This window comes from Microbacterium sp. TNHR37B (genome assembly GCF_001620065.1).
Classification (GTDB): Bacteria; Actinomycetota; Actinomycetes; order Actinomycetales; family Microbacteriaceae; genus Microbacterium.
The window spans coordinates 14,242-36,320 of sequence record NZ_LQGV01000001.1; the positions used below are offsets into that span (position 1 = coordinate 14,242).

At 65.8% G+C, this 22,079-nt stretch carries 19 protein-coding genes; 11 read left to right on the top strand and 8 right to left on the bottom strand.

What is annotated here, in order from left to right; all coding sequences use genetic code 11:
• The first annotated feature begins 83 nt into the window (after window positions 1-83).
• Window positions 84-626 carry a DUF1345 domain-containing protein gene (locus tag AVP41_RS00100; protein WP_067159027.1) on the top strand — a complete coding sequence of 181 codons (543 nt, stop codon included), beginning with the start codon at window positions 84-86 and terminating at the stop codon, window positions 624-626.
• A gap of 30 nt (window positions 627-656) precedes the next feature.
• On the opposite strand, the gene AVP41_RS00105 is transcribed toward AVP41_RS00100, so the two are convergent.
• The 4 genes from AVP41_RS00105 to AVP41_RS00120 all read right to left on the bottom strand — a co-directional run bounded on the left by AVP41_RS00105 (window position 657) and on the right by AVP41_RS00120 (window position 3,277).
• Window positions 657-1,319, bottom strand: coding sequence for a cation diffusion facilitator family transporter (locus tag AVP41_RS00105; RefSeq protein WP_231902629.1), 663 nt, complete (start codon window positions 1,317-1,319; stop codon window positions 657-659).
• Complete coding sequence (locus tag AVP41_RS00110; protein ID WP_067162633.1) at window positions 1,316-1,651, bottom strand: ArsR/SmtB family transcription factor; 336 nt, start codon at window positions 1,649-1,651, stop codon at window positions 1,316-1,318. The genes AVP41_RS00105 and AVP41_RS00110 overlap by 4 nt, the downstream gene beginning before the upstream one ends.
• Before the next feature lie 192 nt (window positions 1,652-1,843).
• Window positions 1,844-2,308, bottom strand: a complete 465-nt coding sequence (locus AVP41_RS00115) for a MarR family winged helix-turn-helix transcriptional regulator (RefSeq protein WP_067159032.1) — start codon at window positions 2,306-2,308, stop codon at window positions 1,844-1,846.
• 78 nt (window positions 2,309-2,386) lie between these two features.
• Window positions 2,387-3,277 carry an alpha/beta fold hydrolase gene (locus AVP41_RS00120; protein ID WP_067159035.1) on the bottom strand — a complete coding sequence of 297 codons (891 nt, stop codon included), beginning with the start codon at window positions 3,275-3,277 and terminating at the stop codon, window positions 2,387-2,389.
• Window positions 3,278-3,505: 228 nt separating this feature from the next.
• On the opposite strand from AVP41_RS00120, the gene AVP41_RS00125 reads away from it, so the two are divergent.
• From AVP41_RS00125 to AVP41_RS00145, 5 genes are all read left to right on the top strand, one after another.
• Window positions 3,506-4,189, top strand: a complete 684-nt coding sequence (locus AVP41_RS00125; RefSeq protein ID WP_082828938.1) for a TetR/AcrR family transcriptional regulator — start codon at window positions 3,506-3,508, stop codon at window positions 4,187-4,189.
• 128 nt (window positions 4,190-4,317) lie between these two features.
• Window positions 4,318-5,604 (top strand): MFS transporter, encoded by a 1,287-nt coding sequence (locus tag AVP41_RS00130; protein ID WP_197464223.1) that lies wholly within the window; start codon window positions 4,318-4,320, stop codon window positions 5,602-5,604.
• Between the two features lie 47 nt (window positions 5,605-5,651).
• The gene (locus AVP41_RS00135; protein WP_067159044.1) at window positions 5,652-7,748 is read left to right on the top strand and encodes a beta-galactosidase; all 2,097 of its coding nucleotides are present in this window, start codon (window positions 5,652-5,654) and stop codon (window positions 7,746-7,748) included.
• 73 nt (window positions 7,749-7,821) lie between these two features.
• Window positions 7,822-10,047: a glycoside hydrolase family 3 C-terminal domain-containing protein gene (locus AVP41_RS00140; protein ID WP_067159047.1), complete on the top strand. Its 2,226-nt coding sequence runs from the start codon at window positions 7,822-7,824 to the stop codon at window positions 10,045-10,047.
• Between the two features lie 76 nt (window positions 10,048-10,123).
• Entirely contained in the window at window positions 10,124-11,620 is a 1,497-nt protein-coding gene (locus tag AVP41_RS00145; protein WP_082828940.1) for an NAD-dependent epimerase/dehydratase family protein, read from the top strand.
• Window positions 11,621-11,855: 235 nt separating this feature from the next.
• On the opposite strand, the gene AVP41_RS00150 is transcribed toward AVP41_RS00145, so the two are convergent.
• Together AVP41_RS00150 and AVP41_RS00155 are read right to left on the bottom strand one after the other, a co-directional pair.
• The gene (locus tag AVP41_RS00150; protein WP_067159049.1) at window positions 11,856-12,353 is read right to left on the bottom strand and encodes a nucleotidyltransferase domain-containing protein; all 498 of its coding nucleotides are present in this window, start codon (window positions 12,351-12,353) and stop codon (window positions 11,856-11,858) included.
• Window positions 12,354-12,546: 193 nt separating this feature from the next.
• Window positions 12,547-13,086: a pyridoxamine 5'-phosphate oxidase family protein gene (locus AVP41_RS00155; RefSeq protein WP_067159052.1), complete on the bottom strand. Its 540-nt coding sequence runs from the start codon at window positions 13,084-13,086 to the stop codon at window positions 12,547-12,549.
• Between the two features lie 597 nt (window positions 13,087-13,683).
• Here AVP41_RS00155 and AVP41_RS00160 point away from each other — a divergent pair.
• Window positions 13,684-14,484, top strand: coding sequence for a hypothetical protein (locus AVP41_RS00160; RefSeq protein ID WP_157532338.1), 801 nt, complete (start codon window positions 13,684-13,686; stop codon window positions 14,482-14,484).
• 79 nt (window positions 14,485-14,563) lie between these two features.
• Here AVP41_RS00160 and AVP41_RS00165 read toward each other — a convergent pair whose 3' ends face one another.
• Window positions 14,564-15,271, bottom strand: coding sequence for an SDR family NAD(P)-dependent oxidoreductase (locus AVP41_RS00165; RefSeq protein ID WP_231902630.1), 708 nt, complete (start codon window positions 15,269-15,271; stop codon window positions 14,564-14,566).
• Window positions 15,272-15,445: 174 nt separating this feature from the next.
• Here AVP41_RS00165 and AVP41_RS00170 point away from each other — a divergent pair, with 174 nt between their 5' ends.
• Entirely contained in the window at window positions 15,446-16,294 is an 849-nt protein-coding gene (locus AVP41_RS00170; protein WP_157532339.1) for a hypothetical protein, read from the top strand.
• Between the two features lie 182 nt (window positions 16,295-16,476).
• Here the strand turns inward: AVP41_RS00170 and AVP41_RS00175 are convergent, their stop codons facing one another.
• Complete coding sequence (locus AVP41_RS00175) at window positions 16,477-17,358, bottom strand: hypothetical protein (protein WP_157532340.1); 882 nt, start codon at window positions 17,356-17,358, stop codon at window positions 16,477-16,479.
• Between the two features lie 74 nt (window positions 17,359-17,432).
• Between AVP41_RS00175 and mobF the strand changes: the two genes are divergently transcribed.
• The 3 genes from mobF to AVP41_RS00190 all read left to right on the top strand — a co-directional run bounded on the left by mobF (window position 17,433) and on the right by AVP41_RS00190 (window position 21,929).
• Complete coding sequence (gene mobF, locus AVP41_RS00180; RefSeq protein ID WP_067159068.1) at window positions 17,433-20,981, top strand: MobF family relaxase; 3,549 nt, start codon at window positions 17,433-17,435, stop codon at window positions 20,979-20,981.
• A gap of 159 nt (window positions 20,982-21,140) precedes the next feature.
• Entirely contained in the window at window positions 21,141-21,497 is a 357-nt protein-coding gene (locus AVP41_RS00185) for a hypothetical protein (RefSeq protein ID WP_067159070.1), read from the top strand.
• 9 nt (window positions 21,498-21,506) lie between these two features.
• Window positions 21,507-21,929 carry a very short patch repair endonuclease gene (locus AVP41_RS00190; protein WP_067159073.1) on the top strand — a complete coding sequence of 141 codons (423 nt, stop codon included), beginning with the start codon at window positions 21,507-21,509 and terminating at the stop codon, window positions 21,927-21,929.
• Window positions 21,930-22,079 lie beyond the last annotated feature (150 nt).

The window sequence follows — 22,079 nt, forward strand, 5'->3', positions numbered from 1 at the left end:
GTGGCGCTGACTACATGGTCACTGCCCTCGAAGCACTAACAGCCCTCGTTGCGCTGGTGTACGTGGTGTCCGGGGATGTTGTGATGCTGATCGTATGGGAGGCGATCGCCGCCGGGTATCTCCTCGGCGGCCTGGCCCTGACCTGGCATCGCAGCGTGCACGGCCGGCAGACCCCTCCACGCACGGGAGTGCTGGACGCGCTGTCCTGGATCTTCCCACTCGTGGCGAGCCTGGTTGGGGTGAACGCGGCTCTGCTGGCGATCACCGTCCCGGCACCGGTCGACGGGAGCCGCGCCGGCTACACCTTCACCGGGGTCGTGGCGGCCGTCGGCATCATCTTGTCGTGGCAACTGCTGCACACCGGCTTCGCGCAGATCTACGAGAGCATGCAACACCGCCACCCCCGGCAACCGGGCCTCGAATTCCCACGCACCGATACGCCCGGCCTCGCTGACTATCTCTACTTCGCGTTCACCGTCGGAACCTCGTTCGCGACCTCAGACACATCCGTGACCACCGTGCGCACCCGATGGGTCGTTCTCCTCCACAGCGTCGTGAGCTTCTTCTACAACGCCCTCGTCGTCGCCGTCGCCATCCAGATCATCCAGCAGATCGCCGGCGCATAGCCGATCAGCCCGCCGATCGGAACCACACTCTCACCTCTGTTGCCCGTGGTCGTCGGCGCTTTCGAGGAGCATCCCGACCGAGGTGGCGCAGGCGTCACCCTGCCACGCTTTGACCCCCTCGCGGACGGCGAAGACTGCGATGACCAACCCGGCGATTGCGTCAGCCCACCACCAGCCGAGGAGACTGTTCGCGACCAGGGAGACCAGCGCGGCCGCAGAAAGATACGTGCAGATGAGCGTCTGCTTCGAGTCCGCGACAGCGGTCGCCGAGCCCAGCTCGCGGCCGGCGCGGCGTTCGGCCAGCGACAGGAACGGCATGATGACCACGCTGAGCGCCGTGATGACGATGCCGAGCGGGGAGTGCTGGATCTGTTCCTGCCCAGCCAGCGCGAACACCGAGGAGACGGTGACGTAGACGGCGAGGGCGAAGAACGCGATCGCGATGACGCGGAGCGTGCCCTTCTCCCAGGGCTCCGGGTCGCGGCGAGTGAACTGCCATGCCACCGCGGCCGCGGACAGCACCTCGATGACCGAATCGAGACCGAAGCCGATCAGCGCTGTCGAGGAGGCGATCGAGCCCGCGGTGATAGCCACGACGGCCTCGACCACGTTGTAGCCGATCGTGGCGCCGACGATCAGACGGATGCGCCGCTGCAGGACCTGCCGACGCTCGTCGGTGAGGGTCGTGCTCACACGCAGCCGCATCCGGCTGCGTCGCAGCAGTCGGGCTCGACGTAGAGCACGACACGCAGCAACTCGTCCAACGCCGACACCAGATGCGCGTCGGTGAGCCGGTACCAGGCACGCCGACCATCGGGCATCGACTCGACCAGCCCACACCCGCGCAGGCACGCGAGTTGGTTCGACATGACCTGCCGGGAGACGCCGAGTGCGTCGGCAAGATCAGAAGGGTACGCCGGCGCCTCCCGCAACGCGAGCAGGATGCCCGCCCGTGTCGGGTCGGCGAGAGCGTGACCGAGCCGCGCGAGCGCGGCGGTATGCGTGAGCGTCGCGGTCAAAGTCATGAACACACAATACATCTGTCTGTGAATTAAGAAGACTCTGTATCAAAGCCGTACGGAGTGTCTCGGAAGGCTCTACGTTTTCGAGACGAGTTGGTGGCCGGTCCTCAATCGCGTCAACTCTTCGGAAGTCGCCGTGTGGTTTGCGACGTAGGGAGGTGCCCACCTCGCCGTGGCTACTGACCGCCTGGCGAGTCAGGCCTGGCTGGCCCAGCCGGGGGAGTCGAGGCGGATCGCCTCGGCGCCGTTGTAGTCACGCAGTGTCTGTTCTAGTGAGGCGAGTGCGTCTGGGCCGGCGGCCTCGCTCCATGAGTCGCGGAGGGCGTCGAAGATGGCGGCACCCTCTTCCATAACCCGGTGGCCGAGGTCGGTCACGGTGAGCCGTTTGCGCCGGCTGTCGGCAGGGTCGGGGATGCTCTCGATGAAGTGTCTCTCGAGGAGGGTGGTCACCGTCTTGGAAGCGGCCTGTTTGGACACAGCGAGGGCCTGGGCAAGTTCGGAGCCGGTTTTTGCGCCGAGCGAGATCGCGGTCATCGCGTAGTGCAGCGTCGGGGTGACATCGGGGTATCCGCGTCGGTCGAGTTCGCGGACTGCTTGGTCGACCAGCTTTCGGTAGGAGCCGAGCAGCAGGAGGGCGAGATCTGGTCCGGGATGCGTCATGGGATGAGCCTAGGTTGAGGGGCGGTAGCCCTGATGAATGACGTCGGCGCACTGCATCAGGGCTACCGCGCAGCGTGGTCAGTGACGGTCGATGCGGGCCGTGAACTCGAGGAGTGCGTCAGCGAACGCCTTCGGCGCCTGCTGTGCGACGAGGTGCCCGACGCCGTCGATGTGGACCGCGGTGACGTTCTCGCTGACCTGGCGCAGCGTCATCTCGGTGAAGGGGTGGTTCGGCCCATCGATCGCGAGGATCGGTACCGAAAGGGGGTGCTGGTGAAGCACCTCACGGAGATCGCCGTTGTCCGTGAATAGCGAGCGGTAGAGGCCCGCCGGGCCGCGTTCGGCGTGAGGGCGACCGTAGGTGCGCTCGAACTCGTCGAAGTCGCTGACAGTGACGGATGCGGCGTCGGCGCCCATGACCGCGTAGGCCCACTCGAGGACGGCGCGCTCGTGGCCGGGCAGCAGCATCTCCGGGATTCCGGGGGTGCCGTAGAAGCCGAGATGCCACGATCCTCCGTTGTTCACGTCGGCGAGCATCTCCATGCCGTACCCGGGGAAGGTGGTCTCCGTGCCGATGAAGCTGAGGACGTCTTCCGGGTGGGTGGCGGCGAATCGGATGGCGAGACCACCGCTGAGGTCCTGCGTAGCGAGGTGAACCGCGCCGTGACCGACATGCTCGATCAGCCGGTGCAGGTCCTCGGCCGATGCCTCGACGGTGTAGTCGCCCTCGGAGGCGGTGGAGTCGCCGAATCCGCGGAGATCCACGGCGACGACGCGGTGTGATGCGGCGAGCAACGGAATGACCGAGCGGAACGCCCACCAGGTTTCTGGCCAGCCGTGCACGAGGAGGATCGGGCTGCCCTCGGCTCCTGCTGTGACGTAGTGGAGGACGGCGTCGCCGCTCTGGAAGGTGTGGTGAGTGACGCCGGGAATCGTCGCGGCGTCGGATGTGATGTCGGTGATGGTCATGTCTCCTCCGAACCATTGGTCAACTGGGTTGACTACATTATGGTCAACCTGGATGACTAATGCAAGCCTGCAAGAGGTCGCGACTGCACGGCGCCTCTCCGAGGCGGGGCGGCAGCCTGCGGCGCTCCCGAAGGGGATCAAGCGAATTTTCATTACGTCTTGAAATTTTGCCACCGGTTACCCATACTGATTTTGATCAGCTGTTGAATTTTGAAAGCGAGGGCGCACATGGGCACGGTCGAGCCGTCGGCAACCGATGTTGCGGCTCTGCGCTCGGACGGGCGGCCTCGTCGTCGGGGACCGTATGGGAAGTCCGCGATTACCCGAAACGCGATCCTTGACGCCGCCGGCCGTGCTCTTCAATTGCACGGTTACCGGGGCGCGTCCTTGCGGATGATCGGCGAGCTCGCGGGGATCGATCAGTCCGGCATCATGCACTATTTCCCCTCGAAAGAGGCTCTGATGCTCGCTGTGCTCGAGCAGGCGGACCCGGAATCGGCCGGGTTCTCCGCCGCTCATCCGATCGAGAGCCTCGCGGATGTCCCCAACGCGATGCTGGACCTTGCCCGCGCGAACATGCGTGACCCAGCCGCGATGGGGACGTTCGCGGTGCTCGAAGCGGAGGCCACCGCTGTTGAGCACCCGCTGAACAGTTACTTCCGCGAGCGGGGGGAACGACGTCGAGGCAGCCTGGCTACCTGGTTTCGCCTGGTGTCCGAGGCAGGACTGATGAGGCCGGGTGTCGATCCCGATGTCGCGGCCAGCTCGCTGCTGGCGCTGTGGCAAGGGATCGAGATCCAGTGGTTGAACGCCCCAGCTGGCCTTGACGTCGCCCGACACCTCGAGGTTTTCCTCTCCCTCGTCCTCGCCGACGAATGGGAAGCCCGCTTGCGTCAGCTCGACGCCCGTTGAGGGCCGCCACGGACGCTGCTAGCTCCACCACCCGTTCCTAACCTGACCACCGCCGCCCACTCTGAAGGACAATGATGTCGAACCTGCCTCCGCTCACCCCACCCGATTCCTCGCCGGTCGATCCCGCGATGACGGACCCGACTTTGCGCGATCGCGTCACGGACGTCACCAGGAGCAACGTGACGGTGGGTCCGGTTTCGCTGTCCCGGTTCAACTGGCGAGTTGCGATCGGACTCTTCGTCGGTGGTGCGCTGTGGATCGGTCCATACATCGCCAGTATCGCCGTGCTGATGCCGGCCCTTGTCGCCGAGGTCGCGCCGGACGAGAAGATCGGCCTCGTCGCGACAATGGGTCTTCTCGGCGCCCTGCTCTCGCTCGTGTCCAACATTGTGTTCGGGGCGCTGTCGGACCTGACGCGATCACGGTTCGGCAAGCGCGTCCCGTGGATGGTCGGCGGCGGTATCGCGACCGGCCTTGCCCTATGGGGCTTCTCGACCTCGACCACGCTCGTCGCGCTCGTTGCGTGGTGGTGCGCGTTCATGCTCCTTCTGAACGCCATCATTGCCCCGATGGTGGCCGTCATCTCCGACCGGGTCACCACGAAGTATCGCGGCACTGTCTCGGCTGTCTACGGGGTGGCTCTCACCGTGGGCGCGACCGTCGCCTCCATCACTGCTGCAATGTTCATTTCGAGCCCCCGGCAGGGTCTGGTGATCTTTGCCGTGGCCGTTGGCCTGTCGGGACTGGTCTTCGCGGTGATCGCTCCCGAGACATCGAACAGAGACGAACCGCGCGCTCGCCTCAGCGCGCGCATGCTGCTCAGCAACATCAAGTTCCCTCGACGAGGCGCCCGCGACTACTACCTGGCGCTGTTTGGGAAGTTCTTCGTCATCGCCGGGGCGTACTCGCTCAGCAACTATCAGCTTTACATCCTCCTGGACTACATCGGCTTAGACGATCAGGGTGCCGGATCGGTCATCGCCATCGCGGGGAGCATTGGGCTTCTGGTCTCCCTGGTCGTCGGGTTCGCCGCTGGACCCCTGTCGGACAAGGTCGGTCGGCGGAAGCCGTTCGTGATCGGCGCCGCTATCGTCCTCGCCATCGGCGCGATCTTCCCGTTCTTCGCCCCGTTCGCTTGGGCGATGATTGTCGCGGCGACCATCAGCGCATTCGGCAACGCCATCTTCAGCTCCGTCGATCAAGCACTGAACGTCGAAGTGCTGCCGAACAAGGAGCACGCGGCCAAAGACCTCGGGATCTTGAACATGGCCAACTCCGGTGGACAGATGCTCGGCCCGGTGATCACCTCGATCATCGTCACGATCACCGGCGGGTACCAGGGAGCGTTCATCACGGCGTTCGTGCTGATCATCGCCGCCGCGATCACGCTCACCTTCATCCGGAAAGTCCGCTGACTCCGCCCACCGCCCCAACAAACGACGACATCACAGCCAGGAAGACGATGCCCCACGATTTCACCCAGGTCCTCTTCGGTGCGGCCTACTACCACGAGTACCAGCCCACCGAGCGGCTCCGCCAAGACTTCGACGAAATGAAAGCGGCCGGGTTCACCGTGATCCGGATCGGGGAGTCCGTCTGGTCGACCTGGGAGCCTGAGGACGGCGTCTTCGACCTGGAGTGGATCGTGCCGGTGCTGGAGATGGCGAAGGAGTACGGCATCGGGGTGATCCTCGGCACCCCGACCTACGCGATCCCGCCGTGGCTGCAACGCCGCTACCCAGAAATCAACGTGGACGTCGCGACCGGGAAACCGCTCGGCTGGGGGCTGCGGCAAGAGATCGACATCTCCCACGCCGCGTTCCGGTTCCACGCCGAACGGGTCGTCCGCGCCATCCTTGCCCGCCACGCCGCCCACCCGGCGATCATCGGCTTCCAGGTCGACAACGAACCCGGCGCGTGGGTGCTGCACAATCACGGGGTCTTCGAACGGTTCCGCGATTCCCTCCGCCACCGCTACGGCACAGTCGAGGTCCTGAACCGGGAGTGGGGACTGACCTACTGGTCTCACCGGTTGTCGGATTGGAGTGACCTGTGGCGGCCCGACGCGAACTCGTTGCCGCAGTATGCCCTGGCCTGGCAGAGCTTCCAAGCGGACCTGTTGACGGAGTTCATGGCGTGGCAGACCGGGATCGTCAACGAGTACGCCGGGGACCGGTTCGTGACCACCTGCATGTCCTATGGCCGGCCTACCCTCCGAGACGACGCTGTCGGTGAGCTGTTCACGATCACCGCCGGGAATCCGTATTTCAAGGCGCAGGACGCTCTGGCGTTGCCCAGCACCGAGATCCTTCCGCAGACCTGGTGGACGCAGGGCACCTGGGGGTTGTACCACTCGGCGGATTGGATGTTCGGCACCCGCCATGAGCCGTTCCTGGTTACTGAGGTCGGTGCCGGATCGATCGGGCTATCCGCGATGAATAACCCTGCGTACCCCGGGCAGCGCCGGCAGAGCGTGTGGGCACTGATCAGCCGCGGCGCCCAGATGATCGAGTACTGGCACTGGCACACCCTGCACTTCGGTCCCGAAACCTACTGGGGCGGTGTCCTGCCACACAGCCAGCAGCCCGGCCGCACCTACCGCGACATCGCCGCGATCGGTGAAGAGCTGAACCAACTCGGTGACCGGATCGTGGGTCTAATCCCGGACGCGGAGGTGGGGTTGCTGTACGACTACCCGAGCAAATGGGCTCTCGCCGGGTTCGGTCCGCTGCCCGACGGTGACGGAGGCCGGGCCGACTCCTATTCGCCGTTCGTGCAAGCGTTCGAGCGGGGCGTTTTCGACGCCGGCCTGCAAACCCGCCTCTTCCACGCCTCCCAGTTGCTCGAGCACGACCCGGCCCGCACCGCAGCGTCCGTCCCCATCTTTGTGGCCGCCGCGTACTACGCCGCCGATGACCGCATCCTGGACTGGTTGACCGCCTACGCCGAGGCCGGCGGCCACCTCATCATCGGACCGCGCACCGGATACGCCGACACCGAGGCGCGCGCCCGCCTCGAGGTCGCCCCAGCCCGTCTGCACGGTCCTGCCGGAGCCTGGTACGACGAGTACTCCAACATCGACCAGCCGGTGACCGTGACCGGTGTCGCGGAGGATCTCGTGCTGCCCGCCGACGCGGCCGGCCTGGAATGGATCGAGTCCTACCAGGCGGCCGGCGCGGACGTTATCGCCCGCTACGAACACCCCTTCCATGGTGACTACGCCGCCGTCACCACCACCGCGGCCGGCGCGGGCCGGGTCACAACGGTCGGCACCCTCCCGAACCCGCAATTCGCGGACGCACTGTTCCGGTGGGCCGCAGCACGCGCCGATCTGCACCCGTGGGTCCCGGCCGGCTCCAGCACCCGCGTGCACAGCGCCGTGAACCGGGCAGGGGAACGCTTGCACGTCATCCAGAACTGGTCCTGGACCCCGACCGAGATCGACGCACCGTTCCCCATGACCGACCTGCACACCGGCGCCTCTATCGACCGCGGCGACACCCTCTCCCTTGGACCCTGGGACGTCACCGTGACGGTCACGCAGGCCACAACCCGATGACCCCCACACTCACACCCACAGCTCACACGACCGGCGGGCCACCTCTCCGCCGACACGTGCCGAAGGAGACGCCATGACCGTCGACCCGTCCACCCTCACCCTCGCCGAGAAGGCGTCGCTGCTGTCCGGCCGTGACCTGTGGTCCACCCAGGACCTTCCGGAGCACGACGTCCCTGCCGTGGTCCTCGCCGACGGCCCCCACGGGGTGCGGCCCCCCGACCTTTCCGGCAACAACACCGGGGTGAGCGCAAGCCTGCCCGCTACCTGCTTCCCGCCCGCGGTCGGCGTGGGGGCCAGCTGGGACCGGGACCTCGCCGCCCGGATGGGAACCCGCCTGGGCCAGGAAGCGGCAGCTCTCGGCGTGAACGTGCTCCTCGGCCCGGGCGTGAATATCAAACGCTCACCCCTGTGCGGGAGGAACTTCGAGTACTTCTCCGAAGATCCGCACCTCTCCGGTGCCCTCGGCGCCAGCTACACCGCCGCCGTCGAAGCGACCGGCACCGGCACCGCGGTGAAGCACTTCGCGGCGAACAACCAAGAGACCGACCGGATGCAGATCAGCTCCGACATCGACGAACGCACCCTCCGCGAGATCTACCTCCCCGCCTTCGAAACCGTGGTCACCACCAGCCGCCCCGCGATGGTGATGACCGCATACAACAAAGTCAACGGGGTCCCCGCATCCGCGAACCCGCACCTGATCACCGAGATCCTGAAAACCGAGTGGGGTTTTGACGGGGTGGTCGTCTCTGACTGGGGCGCCGTCAGCGACCCCGTCGCAGCCCTCGCCGCCGGCCTGGACCTGGAGATGCCCGGAACCATCGACAGCGCCGACCGCATCATCGACGCGGTCACGTCGGGGCGGATCGCCGAATCCGTGGTTGATGACGCCGTCCGGCGCGTCCTGCAGCTCGGCGCGTTCGTGCGCCCCGCCAGTGGCAGCATCGACATCGACGCCGGCCACGCCCTGGCGAAGGACCTCGCGTTGGGCTGCGCGGTGCTGCTCCGAAACACCAACGACACCCTTCCCCTGGACCAGGCAGCGCGGATCGCCGTCATCGGGGAGTTCGCTGTCACCCCCCGCTATCAGGGTGGCGGCAGCTCCCACGTCACCCCCACCCGAGTCGACGCCGCCCTCGACTCCATCACCGCCCTCGCATCTCGCAGCAACCAGCAGGTCACCTACGCGCCCGGATTCCGTCTCCGCGGCAACGACCAGGACCCGGCGCTGATCGACGACGCCGTCCGGGCCGCCCACGGCAGCGACATCGCGATCGTCTTTGTAGGTCTCGCCGCCGAGGACGAATCCGAAGGCTTCGACCGCACCAGCATCGACCTGCCCCAAGAGCAGGTCGCCGTCATCCAAGCGGTCGCCGCGACGGGTACGAAAACTGTCGTCGTCCTCTCCCACGGGGGCGTCGTGTCGCTGGAAGGGTGGCACGACGATGTCGACGCGATCCTCGACGCGACACTGCTGGGCCAAGCGGGCGGTTCCGCGATCGCCGACCTGCTTTACGGGGTCGTGTCCCCGTCCGGGCACCTAGCCGAGACAATCCCGCTGACGCTGAAAGACACCCCCAGCTACCTCACGTTCCCCGGCGAACAAGGCCACTCCCGGTACGGCGAAGGCGTCATGGTCGGCTACCGCCACTTCAGCTCCCTGAACCGGCCGGTCCGGTACCCGTTCGGGCACGGCCTCAGCTACACCACCTTCCATACCGAGGACCTGACCGTGGAGGTCACCGGCTCCGCCGATGTCACCGCCCGGGTGACCGTCACGAACACCGGAAGCAGGCGGGCAGCGCACGTCGTGCAGTTGTATGTCGCCACCGAGGAGGGCCCCGTCCGCCGGCCCGTGCGGGAGCTGCGCGGGTTCGACAAGATCACCCTCGACCCCGGCGAGACCCGCACCGTCACCCTCACCTTGAACCGACGGGCGTTCGCCTACTGGGACATCGACGCCCACGACTGGGTCGTCGCCCCCGGCCGGTACAGCATTCTCATCGGAGACTCCGTCGACACCATCGTCGCCGTCCAGGCCGTCGAGCTGGCCGGGGAACCCCGCGCCGCCGTCCTGTCCCTGGACTCGGCGGTGGGGGAGTGGTTCGCGCACCCCGTCGTGGGCAGCATCCTCATCGATGGGCTGACCGCGGCGATGGGCGGCGAGGAGCAGAACGGGATGGGCGTGGACGGGCTGCGGATGGTCGAGTCGATGCCGATGCGGCAATTCCTGGGCTTCACCCAGGGCGCCTTCACCCTCGAAGCCGCCGAACAGCTCCTCGAACTCAGCCGCACCTGAGTCCGCACGACCGAACCTTCGCGCGGGGCAGCGGCAACCGCCGAAACCTTACAAACGAACCATACGAAAGGACCCGATGGGCACCCAGACTGCCTCGCGAACACGCGTGTTCTTAACCGGCGCGGCCGGCAACTGGGGCCGGAAAGTGCTCGACGAATTCCGTGCACACGCCGACGAGTTCGACGTCGTCGCGCTCGTATTGCCATCCCCGAAAGACCTCGCGGTGATTCATCAATACGAGGACATGGAAAACCTTCACGTGGTGTTCGGGGACCTCACTGACTACCCGACGGTCGAATCCTGCGTCCGCGGCGCTGACTTCGTTCTTCACATCGGTGCAGTCGTGTCCCCGTTCGCCGACGACCACCCAGCCTTGGCTCATGCCGTGAACGTCGGCAGCATGCACAACATCATCCGCGCGGTCGCCGCGCAGCCCGACCCCGGCGCGATCGGCGTGGTCGGGGTTGGCTCCATCGCCGAGACCGGAGACCGCAACCCCCCACACCACTGGAGCCGCATCGGCGACCCCCTTCAAGTTGCCCGCTACGACGAATACGGCCAAAGCAAGATCATCGCCGAGAAAGAACTCGTCGACTCCGGGCTACCCAAGTGGGCATGGGTGCGCCAGACCGGGATCTTCCACCCCGGCATGCTCGAGATCCGCGACCCGATCATGACCCATTCACCCTTCGAAGGCGTCATGGAATGGGTGTCGGTCGAAGACGCCGCCCGCCTCATGGTCAACATCTGCGGACCCGACGTGCCCGAGGAATTCTGGGGCGGCCTCTACAACATCGGCGGTGGGGACGGCTGGCGGCTCACGAACTGGGAACTGCAGACCCAGATGACCGCAGCATTAGGCGTCACCGACGTCAGGAAGTGGTACGACCGGAACTGGTTCGCGACCCGCAACTTCCACGGCTCCTGGTACACCGACTCCGACCGGCTCGAAGAACTCGTCCCCTTCCGCCGCGACACCTTCGACGACGCCCTCCGCCGAGCCATCACCGCCAACCCCGGCCTAAAGATCGCCGGGAAAATACCCGCCTGGGTGGTGAAGAACCTCGTCCTGAAACCCCTGACCCTGAAACCACGCGGCACCATGGGCTTCGTCCGCGACGGCGACGACGAAAAGCTCACCGCCTACTTCGGCTCCCGCGCAGACTGGGAACAGATCGGCGACTGGACCACGTTCTGGCCACCCCGCCCCGACCGAGAACCGTCCTACCTCGACCACGGCTACGACGAAACCAAACCCCCCACCCAATGGAGCGCCCTGGACTACATCGAGGCCGCATCCTTCCGCGGCGGAGAACTCCTCACCGCCGACGTCACCCGCGGCGACACCACTACACCCCTGACCTGGCGGTGCGGATTCGGACACGAATTCACTGGCAGCCCCCGGCTCATCCTTACCGCCGGACACTGGTGCCCCGACTGCGTCAAAGACACCGCCGGATACCCCGAACAGGCCCACCGCAACCGCTTCCTCGGCCAACTCCGCACCAGCCCGGTTTCGGCGCTGTCACTTGAAAGCCCTCTAACAGACGACCCCCGAGCACGGGTAAAGTAGCGCCCTGCCGTCGCCTTCCTCGCCGGCCCTATTCGCTTCTAGGTCCACTCCCGCTCCAGTACTGGAAGATCGCCGCTTGGGCCGACGCAAACGGGGTGCTCGCCGCGGCAGGGTTGGTGCTCGATCAGACGCCCGAGCTCGACGACATCGACCTGCGCCAGACCATGCAAGCCATCACCTAACACGCGACGTGCCCCGAGAACGATCGTCTATGGCCTGGAGTGCCTCTTTTCAATCAGCCGAGGTGGGTCGATGGGATCTGGTAGCCGTACGTCCTGGCGAGGGCGTGGACGTCGATGAGGTCCTTGGAGGTGGGAGCGTATGCCGTCTTGAAGCGGAACATCCACTCGGGCGCGATGCATCGTACGGTCAGGCCGCCCAACTCGGCCGATCCTGTCAGCGATGCCGCCGGGTACTCGATCCCGTAGACGTGGACCCCAGCGGGGTCGAACTCGAAGACGTGAACATCTATGGAGCGAATCTGCGCGTCGGTGAGGACGTAGTTCCACGGTTGCGCCTCGCGGTGCAGGTTCAACGAGAAGCCCCTAGACGCGAGCCAAGAGCGCAGGAGTCCCTCGGAATCACGGGACACGGCGATGTCGAGGTCGTCGTGGTCGCGCAAGAGGGTCGGAGCACCGACAAGCGCCTCTACGCACCAACCGCCGTCGAGCCACACCGCGATCCGTGCGTCATCCAATCCGCGTAGCAACGCCACGGTGTCAGAGAACTGCATAAGTCCATCGTGACAGGCCTAGGACGATCGTTTCTGCTCTATGGCCCACTGATAAGCCGGTTCAACGATGCAGACGCCTCCACGCGATAGTCGCCCACGGAGGAGCGCAGCCAGAAAGGTATGCCGCCTCGAAACCCGCATCCGGGACGGTTGTCTCGGTCCACACTTTCGGGCGAGTCGTCGCCCTAACGATCTAGAGGCCGGGTAGACTGTCGATGCTGAGTGAGTTCTTCTGGCGGCGGTACTCATCCATCCCCACCTGACCCTTCTTCTCGGCCTGAAGGCGTAGGAGGTCCCGCTCCTCGCGCACGTCCATCACCGGTACACCCCACCCGCAGGAATCACTGATCCTCGTGACCTCGACCGCAATGACGGCGCGTGTACTCGGATTGTCCGGGTGCAGATCGACAACTTCGTCGAAACCAGCATCGCCGGGAAGGAGTACAGAGCCAGATCCGTGTAGACGGACGATTCGGGGGCGGCTATCGAAGGACAGAAACATCAGACAGATGCGCCCGTTCTCGCGGAGGTGCGCAATGGTCTCGACCCCGCTGCCGGTGTAGTCGACCCAGGCAACACGGCGAGGCGCGAGTACGGATAGTGTGTCGTGGCCGCGCGGGGAGACGTTGACATGCCCGTTCTCCGAGAGGGGAGCGGTAGCAACAAACCATAGCGGCTGAGCCTCGATCCACGAGGCTAGCTTGACGTCGATTTCATCGAAAACCTTGCCCATGATTCGACCGTAGCCACGGTACGGCATCGAGGGGAGATGGCCGCACTGTCGTTGAAGTTACCGTGTGGCTATGACGGACCGGCGCGACCTGGCGTGAGGTCCTTGTGCACTCGCTGCCGACCCCCAGTGGGAGTGACGCGCGCGCTAAGTCTTCGTGTGGGAGCCAAGACGATCCCGGGGTCTGACCTCTAGGGTCGGCCATTCGCCGACGCGAATCGGGTAGGCCACGGTAACGCGGACGGATCCGTTCTCGAAGATCGTGTGGTTGCGCGGCACGCAGTCCTACTTCGCGCCGAGCTTCTCGGTGGCCGAGCGCGACTATCGGTTGAGCCCGTGCGTTCTGAACGGGACTGCCCCGCATCTGCTCACCGCGAGCGGCTCAGAGCGCGTGAAAACGCATGTGGCCGACGACGAGCCACACAGTCACCCGTCGGTTTAGCGACCGTTGCATGCCGCGAACTCCTGAGTGGAGTCGCTCGAGCGGCGGACACGAGGTGGTACTTCGGTAGCAGGAGCGTGAGACTTAGGGCTGACGCGTCGACGTGCGTCGGCGTGGTCCTCTTGGTTGTCGCACGCAGTCAACCGAAAGGACCCGAATTGGCAAAACTGGCTCGCATCCCCCGCATCTGGATCGCCGCTCTGGCCGTAGCCGCCGCCGCGTTGACCTTAGCCTTTGTGCTGCTTCCCGGACTCGTGCTTGGCAGCCCCAATGCTGTGCCGAGTTCGCTTGCGGCAGGTCTCTCCGCATTCTGGGACAGCGGGGACGGCGCAATGCCGCCCGCTCTAGTTGCCCTCATCGACTATTGGCGCGAGTGGCACGTGATCAAGGTCCTGCTCTCCGGGCTGCTCGTGGCTGTATCGATTGTCACCTCTGTGATCCTGTGGTCGCGTTTCCGTGCAGCAGAGCGAGCCGGGGGCGCAGCTAGCGCGGTTGGCGGAACCATCTCAACCCTGGTGGCTGTCATAGCTGGAGGGCTGCTCGCAATTAACATCCAGGCGACCGCTGTGCCGTTCGTCGCCCTATTCCCCCTAGTCCCGGTCAGCCCCGATGATGCATCAGAGAGGCAATCCCTCGGGGAACTCAGGGCCTCACTTGCAAATGACCAGGCCGGCAGCGGTCACGAGACCGTTCGGCAACTCGTTCTCAACCAAGTCTGGCAGTACACCGCGGTGAACGCCGCGGTCATGGCGGCACTCGCGGTTACCGCGGCGGCACTGGCGATCGCTCTGTTCATTCGATTCGTTCGAGCGGTTGGCGATGATCGCACTCGAGTCATGTGCCTAGCGATCAGCCCGCTTCTCGGTATCTCGGCCCTGGCGTACTTCGCGATAAGCGCGTTGTCCGTGCTGAGCGCAATGGACGCGAGTTCCTCCGCCTCGGGACTCCTCGGAGGATGAAGGGGAACGCCGAAACGACCATTGGCGCTTTGTAGGTTGGAGGCCGCCGCTTTCCCGGCTAACTTGGGGTTGAACGTCCTTAGACGAGGGTTAGACCGCCGTCCACGGCGTATTGGCTTCCCGTCACGTACGAGGCGTCGTCGGACAGCAGAAAGAGCGCCACTGCGGCGGCCTCGTCCGGCGTGCCCGGCCGGCGCAGCGGGGTCGCCGCCGACACGGCACCCTCGAACGCATCCCGTCTCGCGGGGTCAAGGAAGCGTCGAAAGTCGGTGTCGATCGCGCCGGGTACGAGCGTGTTCACCCGGATCATCCGCGGGGCAAGCTCGGTAGCCCAACTGCGCACAGCCGCGACCAGTGCTCCCTTGGAAGCCGCGTACGCTGAAGTCTCCGCGGCACCCTCATAGACGGACGTCGACGCGGTGACGACGATCGAAGCGCCCTCCCGAAGCGACGGCAGGACCGCGCCCAGCAGCCGGAACGGCCCGCGGACGTTCACGGCCATCAGCCGATCGAAAACGGCCTGGCCCGTCACCTCCACGGAGGCGATCTCGGCGATGCCGGCGTTCAGCCACAGCCCGTCGAGTCCCACGCTTGCTGCGGCCCGCAGCGTGTCGATCGAGGAGTCATCGGCAAGGTCGCCGTGCAGTACGACCGCGCTGGGCATTTCGTCTTGCAATGCTGCAGCACGATCACTCGAGGCACCGTAGAGAATGAGCGAGGCCCCTTCTCGAGCCAATCGGCGTGCCCCCGCTAATCCCATGCCGCTCGTCGCCCCGGTGATCAGCACCGTCTTGTCCTGAAATCGCATCGCTGTCATAACGCGACGATAGTAGGCGCATCGTCCGCCACTTCAGCCGTCGAGCGCTATCGACTCCGCCTCAGCCAGGGCCACCACGCGTCTTGCAGGTCGAGGCCGAACGGGTAGCGAAGGCGGGCGTGTAAACGGGGATATGGTGCGGCTATGACGAAGCGGCGACCCGGGCGGCAGTCTTCACCGCCCGAGAACAATGAGTGGCTTAGGCGTCTGGACCGTATCTCGGAAGCGGTCGATGCCTGGCGTAAGCGTGCAGAGAATCCGATGTCGCCCGAGCCTGGAAGTTCGCTCGCAGCTGACTCAGTCGACGGATTGAGTGTCGAGAACCCCGTCTGGTACTCGATGTGCATCTCGTCCGAGCACTTGGATTTCGCGATCGAAGCCATGCGGGCAACAAGCACGATGTACCCGACGGCCTATATGACCGTTGCGCGGACCGCGTTCGTTGCGGCAGTGAACGCGGTGTGGGTCCTCGCACCGCCAACGCGGCAAGAACGTCGCGAGCGGGCCCTCAGGCTCCGCGCCGACGACCTACGTGTTCAGGTCACATCCTTCCGCGATATGCAGATCCCGGAAGGCAAACCTGAGGAGGCTCGTGCGGGCCTCCTGGAGCAACTGCGCGAGCGGCAAGCCAGCTTGCAGAAGGTCGCGGCTGCGCTCGGCCTGCGAGAGGACGTCACGAAGATTCGGTTCCATCAGACCGGGGCGATCGACTGGGTCGCACAGCACATGCACGGCATCGATGACGACCTCCTCATCGGTGCGACGCAGGCAATCTGGCGATCGGGTAGCGCGGCTGCCCACGCGCAGTACCATTTCGGCGTCATGCGACTCGACCGAAATGAGGTCGTACGCGAGGAGTCGGGTGGTTCGATCGTGCGGCTACGAGGAGACCTCAACAACGATGTTGGCCCCGCTATCGCAGCGGCAACCATGACCCTAAGCGAAGCGTTCCGGCTGTATGACCTGCGGCGGGTAGCTCATGTTCGTGGCTGAGAGGCTCGGCCATCGAAAGCGCGAAGGGTGTTCGTTGCCGACCAGCGACTAAGCAGGATGCGGCCGCGGGCGCAATACGCTGCGATTGCTGCCGCAACTGGAGGCTCTTCTGGCGCAATCCTCAGCCTGTGTCCGCGACGCGAACAGGCCATTGAGGAGCTACGCGCGCAACCACCTCGATGTCAACGCCGTCTTCGCAGCCAAGATGGAGCCCGCCGTGCACCGGCCGCCGAAGATCGTATCCAGCGGTTGCGCTTCCCTAGTGCCTCGAAGGAATCATCACTGAGCGTGAGCTTCTTCGGGACAACGCCCTTGATCGCTTTGAGCTCGGTTCCGACGGCCTCGATGTCCTTGCCAATACGCACGAGTGGATCGACAGGCAACTCGATGCGCTTCTCGACGTCGAGGTCGAGTACAAACGTTTCGTGGAACGGTTCTAGAGATGCTGTTCCGGTGTACTCGGCTTCGACTTCCCAGCGGCGCGGGATTCCCGGCGCGTCGTCAAACAAGTCAGGCACTTGACCCAGGAACCAGATGTATGTGTTGCCAGGATTGAGCGTTCGAAAGCTCACGTCGCCGCTGAATGTCTCGTTGACCGCAGCGAAATGTGCGCCCATCATTCCAGGGTTGAAGAATTTCTCCAGGGAAGTGAACGCCGGATTCACGCGCAACCGCACCTCGTGGGCCGGACTCACCCCGATGTTTCGTACGGCGATATGAAGCGTGCCCTCTGCTGGTGCACCGCGGTTCTTTCGAACGAAACGAGTGGGTTCCAGGGCGACCTGGACCCTCGGTCGGACGGCTTCGACGTTGACCAGGCGCGCCAGCTCGTTCGATGCGATCAGCGCCTTGTTCGACTGATCCACCTGACGAATCTGGTACCAAGCGAACCCCAACGCGACCAGAGCTGAAGCTCCGAATATGGCAGACCACTCTTCGGCGGTCGGCATGTTGGGGAACCGCCACCACGAGCCCCATATCGCGACGCTGGCAGAGAACAGTCCGAACGCGACTACTACGACAGCAGCAACCGACAAGACGATGCGTGCGGCCGGGTTCTTCACCTTTGCAACTTTATCGGCGGCGATCTAAGCCCACGGTGATGGATGCGTGGGTTGTGTCGCGAACACCTACGTGTATGACCGTTTCGATGCGCGTGATGAGCGCCGGCGACGGCTACAAGTACCTGCTGCGCACGGTTGCCGCCGGGGACGGTGACAGGTCGCTCTCCACGCCGTTGACCCGCTACTACGCAGAGGAGGGCAGCCCGCCAGGGCGCTGGCTCGGCGCGGGCGTCGCCGCGCTCGGCGGGATGGTCGTGGAGGGCGATCAGGTGTCTGAGTCCCAGCTCCAGCTCCTGGTGGGGATGGGTCGGAACCCGGTCACAGGCGAACCCCTCGGCCTTGCCTATCCCGCCTACAAGACCGTGGCCGAGCGCATCTCAGAGCGCGTCGCCGCCCTCGACCCGATGCTCGGTCCAGTGTCCCGCGCGGAGGCGGTCGCGCAGAGCGAGGCGGAGGAAGCGGCGCGCGGGACGCGGCGCGCGGTCGCGGGGTATGACTTCACGTTCTCGATCCCGAAGTCCGCGAGCGTGTTGTGGGCGGTTGCGGACGCGGGGACGCAGGCGTTGATCGCGGATGCGCATCATGCGGCGGTTGCGGAGGTGGTTGCGTTCATGGAACGGGAGGTTGCAGCCACCCGCACCGGCGCAACCGCCCGCAACGGCGCCGTCGCACAAGTCGATGTCCGAGGTCTGATCGCCACGGCATTCGACCACTACGACTCCCGCGCCGGCGACCCTCACCTGCACACGCACGTCGTCATCTCGAACAAGGTGCAGACCGTCCTCGACGGCAAATGGCGGTCCCTTGACGGGCGGCCGATGCACGCCGCGACCGTCGCTTTGTCGGAGCTGCACGAGGCGGTGTTCGCCGACCATCTGACACGCGCTTTCGGCGTGGAGTGGGAGGCGCGGGACATGGGCCGTGACCGCAACCCGGCCTGGGCGGTGACGGCGGTGCCCGAGGAGCTGGTGGCGGAGTTCTCCTCTCGCTCCCGGCATATCGACGTGGAGAAGAACCGCCTCATTGCGGAGTACGTCGAAAAGCATGGACGTCAGCCCTCGACGGCGACGATCATCAAGCTCCGCGCCCAAGCCACCCTCACCACAAGGCCCGAGAAGCAGGTCCGATCCCTCGCCTACCTCACCGCCGAATGGCGGCAGCGAGCCGGCCGGTTCCTCGGCGCGGATGCGACCGCGTGGGCGCGGAGCGTGACGGCGAACGAGACACCATTGCTGCTGCGCGCCGACGACATCCCCCTGGACGTGATCGCGTCCCTCGGCCAGTCGGTCGTGGACGTCGTGGGTGAGAAGCGATCCACCTGGCGACGCTGGAACCTCACGGCCGAGGCAGCCCGGCAGACGATGCGCTACCGCTTCGCCTCAACCATGGATCGAGAGGCGGTCGTCGGGCTGGTCGTGGACGCCGCCGAGGCCGCCTCCCTGCGACTCACCCCGCCGGAGCTTGCGTCGAGTCCCGTCGTGTTCCGGCGACCGGACGGTACATCGGTGTTCCGGCCGAAGCACTCGACAGTGTTCTCCTCCGAAGGACTGCTGGCGGCCGAAGACCGCCTCATTGACCGCGCCCGCACGACCACCGGGCCGACCGTGCCGCTCGCGGTGGTCGAGCGGATCGCCGCGCGCCCGGACCGAAAGGGACACACTCTCGGCGACGACCAGGCTGCCGCGTTGGCGAAGATCGCCATGTCCGGGCGCATCGTCGATGTCCTCGTTGGCCCTGCTGGGGCGGGGAAGACTACGGCCATGTCCGCGTTGCGGCGGGCGTGGGAGCACGAGCATGGCGCCGGCAGCGTGATCGGGCTCGCGCCGTCCGCGGTCGCGGCGCAGGTCCTCGCCGATGATCTGGGAATCGCGACCGAGAACACCGCGAAGTGGTGGCAGAACCACCTCGTCCACGGAGACACGTTCCGCAGAGGCCAGCTCGTCATCGTGGACGAAGCCTCCCTCGCCGGCACCCTGTCCCTGGACCGCATCACGAACCTCGCGGCCGAGGCTGGGGCGAAGGTGCTGCTGATCGGCGACTACGCGCAACTCCAGTCCGTCGATGCCGGCGGCGCGTTCTCGCTGCTCGTCCACGACCGCAACGACGCCCCCGAGCTGGTCGACGTGCACAGGTTCGCCAACGAGTGGGAGAAGACCGCCTCCCTCAGCCTGCGGCACGGGCGCACCGAAGTCATCGACACCTACCTCGACCACGACCGCATCCAGGGCGGCGAGACGGAGGCGATGGTCGATGCCGCCTACGCCGCATGGCGGGCCGACCGGCAAGACGGCAGGGCGACAGTGCTGGTCACCGACTCGAACGAGTCCGTCCAGGTCCTCAACCAGCGCGCCCGCACGGACCTGATCCTCGACGGCACCGTAGACGCCCGCCGCGAGGTCGCGTTGCAGGACGGCACCCGTGCCGCGGTCGGGGATACCGTCATCACCCGGCACAACGACCGCCGGTTGCGTGCCGGGCGAGGCTGGGTGCGCAACGGCGACAGGTGGACGGTCACCGAGGTCCGCGACGACGGCTCCCTCACCCTCCGCCGCGCCGACCGAACGTGGGGCGCGTCGGTCGTGCTCCCCGCCGACTACGCCGCCGAACACCTTGACCTCGGATACGCCGTCACTTCCTACCGGGCACAAGGCATCACTGTCCAAACCTCGCACGTCCTGGTCGACGCGAGCATGACTAGGGAGAACCTGTACGTCGCGCTCACCCGAGGCCGGGAGACGAACCTCGCCTACGTCGCCATCGACAAGCCCGACGACTCCCACGACGGCCCGCACCCCGGCGACAACACCGAGGCCACCGCCCGAAGCGTGCTGCACGGGGTGCTCCAGCACGTCGGCGCCGAGCTCTCCGCCCACGAGACCATCACCGCCGAGCAGGAGGCCTGGGCGAACATCGGCCAGCTCGCCGCCGAGTACGAAACGCTCGCCGCTGCCGCACAACGCGACAGATGGGCGCTCCTCATCCGCACGTCCGGTCTCACCGAGGATGAGGCCGAGGACGCGATCGCCTCCCCAGCGTTCGGGGCGCTGACCGCCGAGCTCCGCCGCGCCGAAGCCAACCACCACGACAGCGAGACGCTGCTGCCTCGGCTCGTGCGAGCACGAGCCTTCGCCGATGCCGACGATATCGCCGCGGTCCTCCACTACCGCGTCGCGCGAGCCACCGCGAGGCCAGCCGGCTCCGGACGCGCCCGCAAGACGCCCCACCTGATCGCCGGTCTCATCCCGGAGGCAACCGGTACTATGAGCGGCGAGTTTCGGCAGGCGCTCACCGAACGCCGAGACCTCATCGAATCCCGCGCCACCGCTCTCCTCGACACCGCCCTCAACGAGAAGCAGACCTGGACGCGGGCGCTCGGCACACCGCCGAAGGATGCCAAGACCGCGGCGACCTGGCGACGCCTGGCTCGCACCGTCGCCGTGTACCGCGACCGCTACGGCATCACCGACCCCACGCCGCTCGGTGCCCCGGCCGAGAACGACGCGCAGAAGATCGACGCCGCCCGAGCCAAGGCCGCCCTGGATCGAGCACGGAGCCTGGTGCGGGGAGCGGGGGAGGAGCCGCAGCGTAGGCCGGAACGGGAGCCGGTCCGCCGCGCGTTGTGAGCTCGGTGTCCTTCTCGATGTCAGGCCATCGTCGTACAGTGGAGGACGAGGCGGCCTCTATATTGGCGCTGTCGCTCCCCGCGATGGTATGACCACCCCGCACGCTACGGGCGGTCCTTTCAGGTTCTTGTCGCCGAACCCCTTGAAAGGACTGTGCCCATGTTCCGGCTCATCTGGGCCGTCAGCGTTCGCGCTCACGGCATCCTCAGCTACGCGCCCACCAACCTCCTCATCGCCGCCACCCGCACCCGACGAGGCCTGCGCTGGGGCATCCCCTCGATGCTCCTCGCAGCCCCGTACCTTCTCGCCGTCCACTGGTGCGTCACCACCATCGAGAGCGGTGGGCCTGGGTGGCTCAACCTCCTGGTGCTGCTGTGCGCTTGGAACTCGATCAAGCTGATCCTGAACGGACCGATCACCGTGGTCCTGCTCATCCGCACCAAGATCCGTGAGCGTGCCAGGCCGAACGTGTGGCTCGTCTCGGCGCATAGATTGAGAACAGCAGAACGGACGTAACTTTGAGACATGAGCGACTCCTGGGCGTCTAGCCCCGCGGCACGCAAGACGATGCTGGGAAACCGCGGTCGCGATACCAAGCCTGAACTCGCTGTGAGGCATATTGTGCATGCCCAAGGGCTGCGTTACCGCGTCAACGCGCGACCAGAGATCGGAATCCGACGGACCGCCGATCTGCTCTTCACTCGTATGCGCGTGGTCGTCTTCATTGACGGCTGCTTCTGGCACAAGTGCCCGACCCACTTCTCGATGCCAGTTACAAACATGGAGTTCTGGCGCGAGAAGATCGACGGTAACGAGCAGCGGGACAGGCAAACAACGGCCCTGCTGGAGGATCGTGGATGGCTCGTGCTGCGTTTTTGGGAGCATGAGGACCCGGTGTCGGTGGCGGATCGTATCGTCAGAGAGATACGAGACCGACCCCACCGGTAGGCCCCAGACTGCTCTCCGCCCAGGCGTGATAACCAGTGATCCACCCTGGCGCGGTCAGTCGTGCGTCTGTTCACGCACCGGTAGGGTAGTGGAGGGTGGCGTGTCGGCTCGGCGAGTCGCGCGCCACGATGACGTTGGTCATGTTCTCCT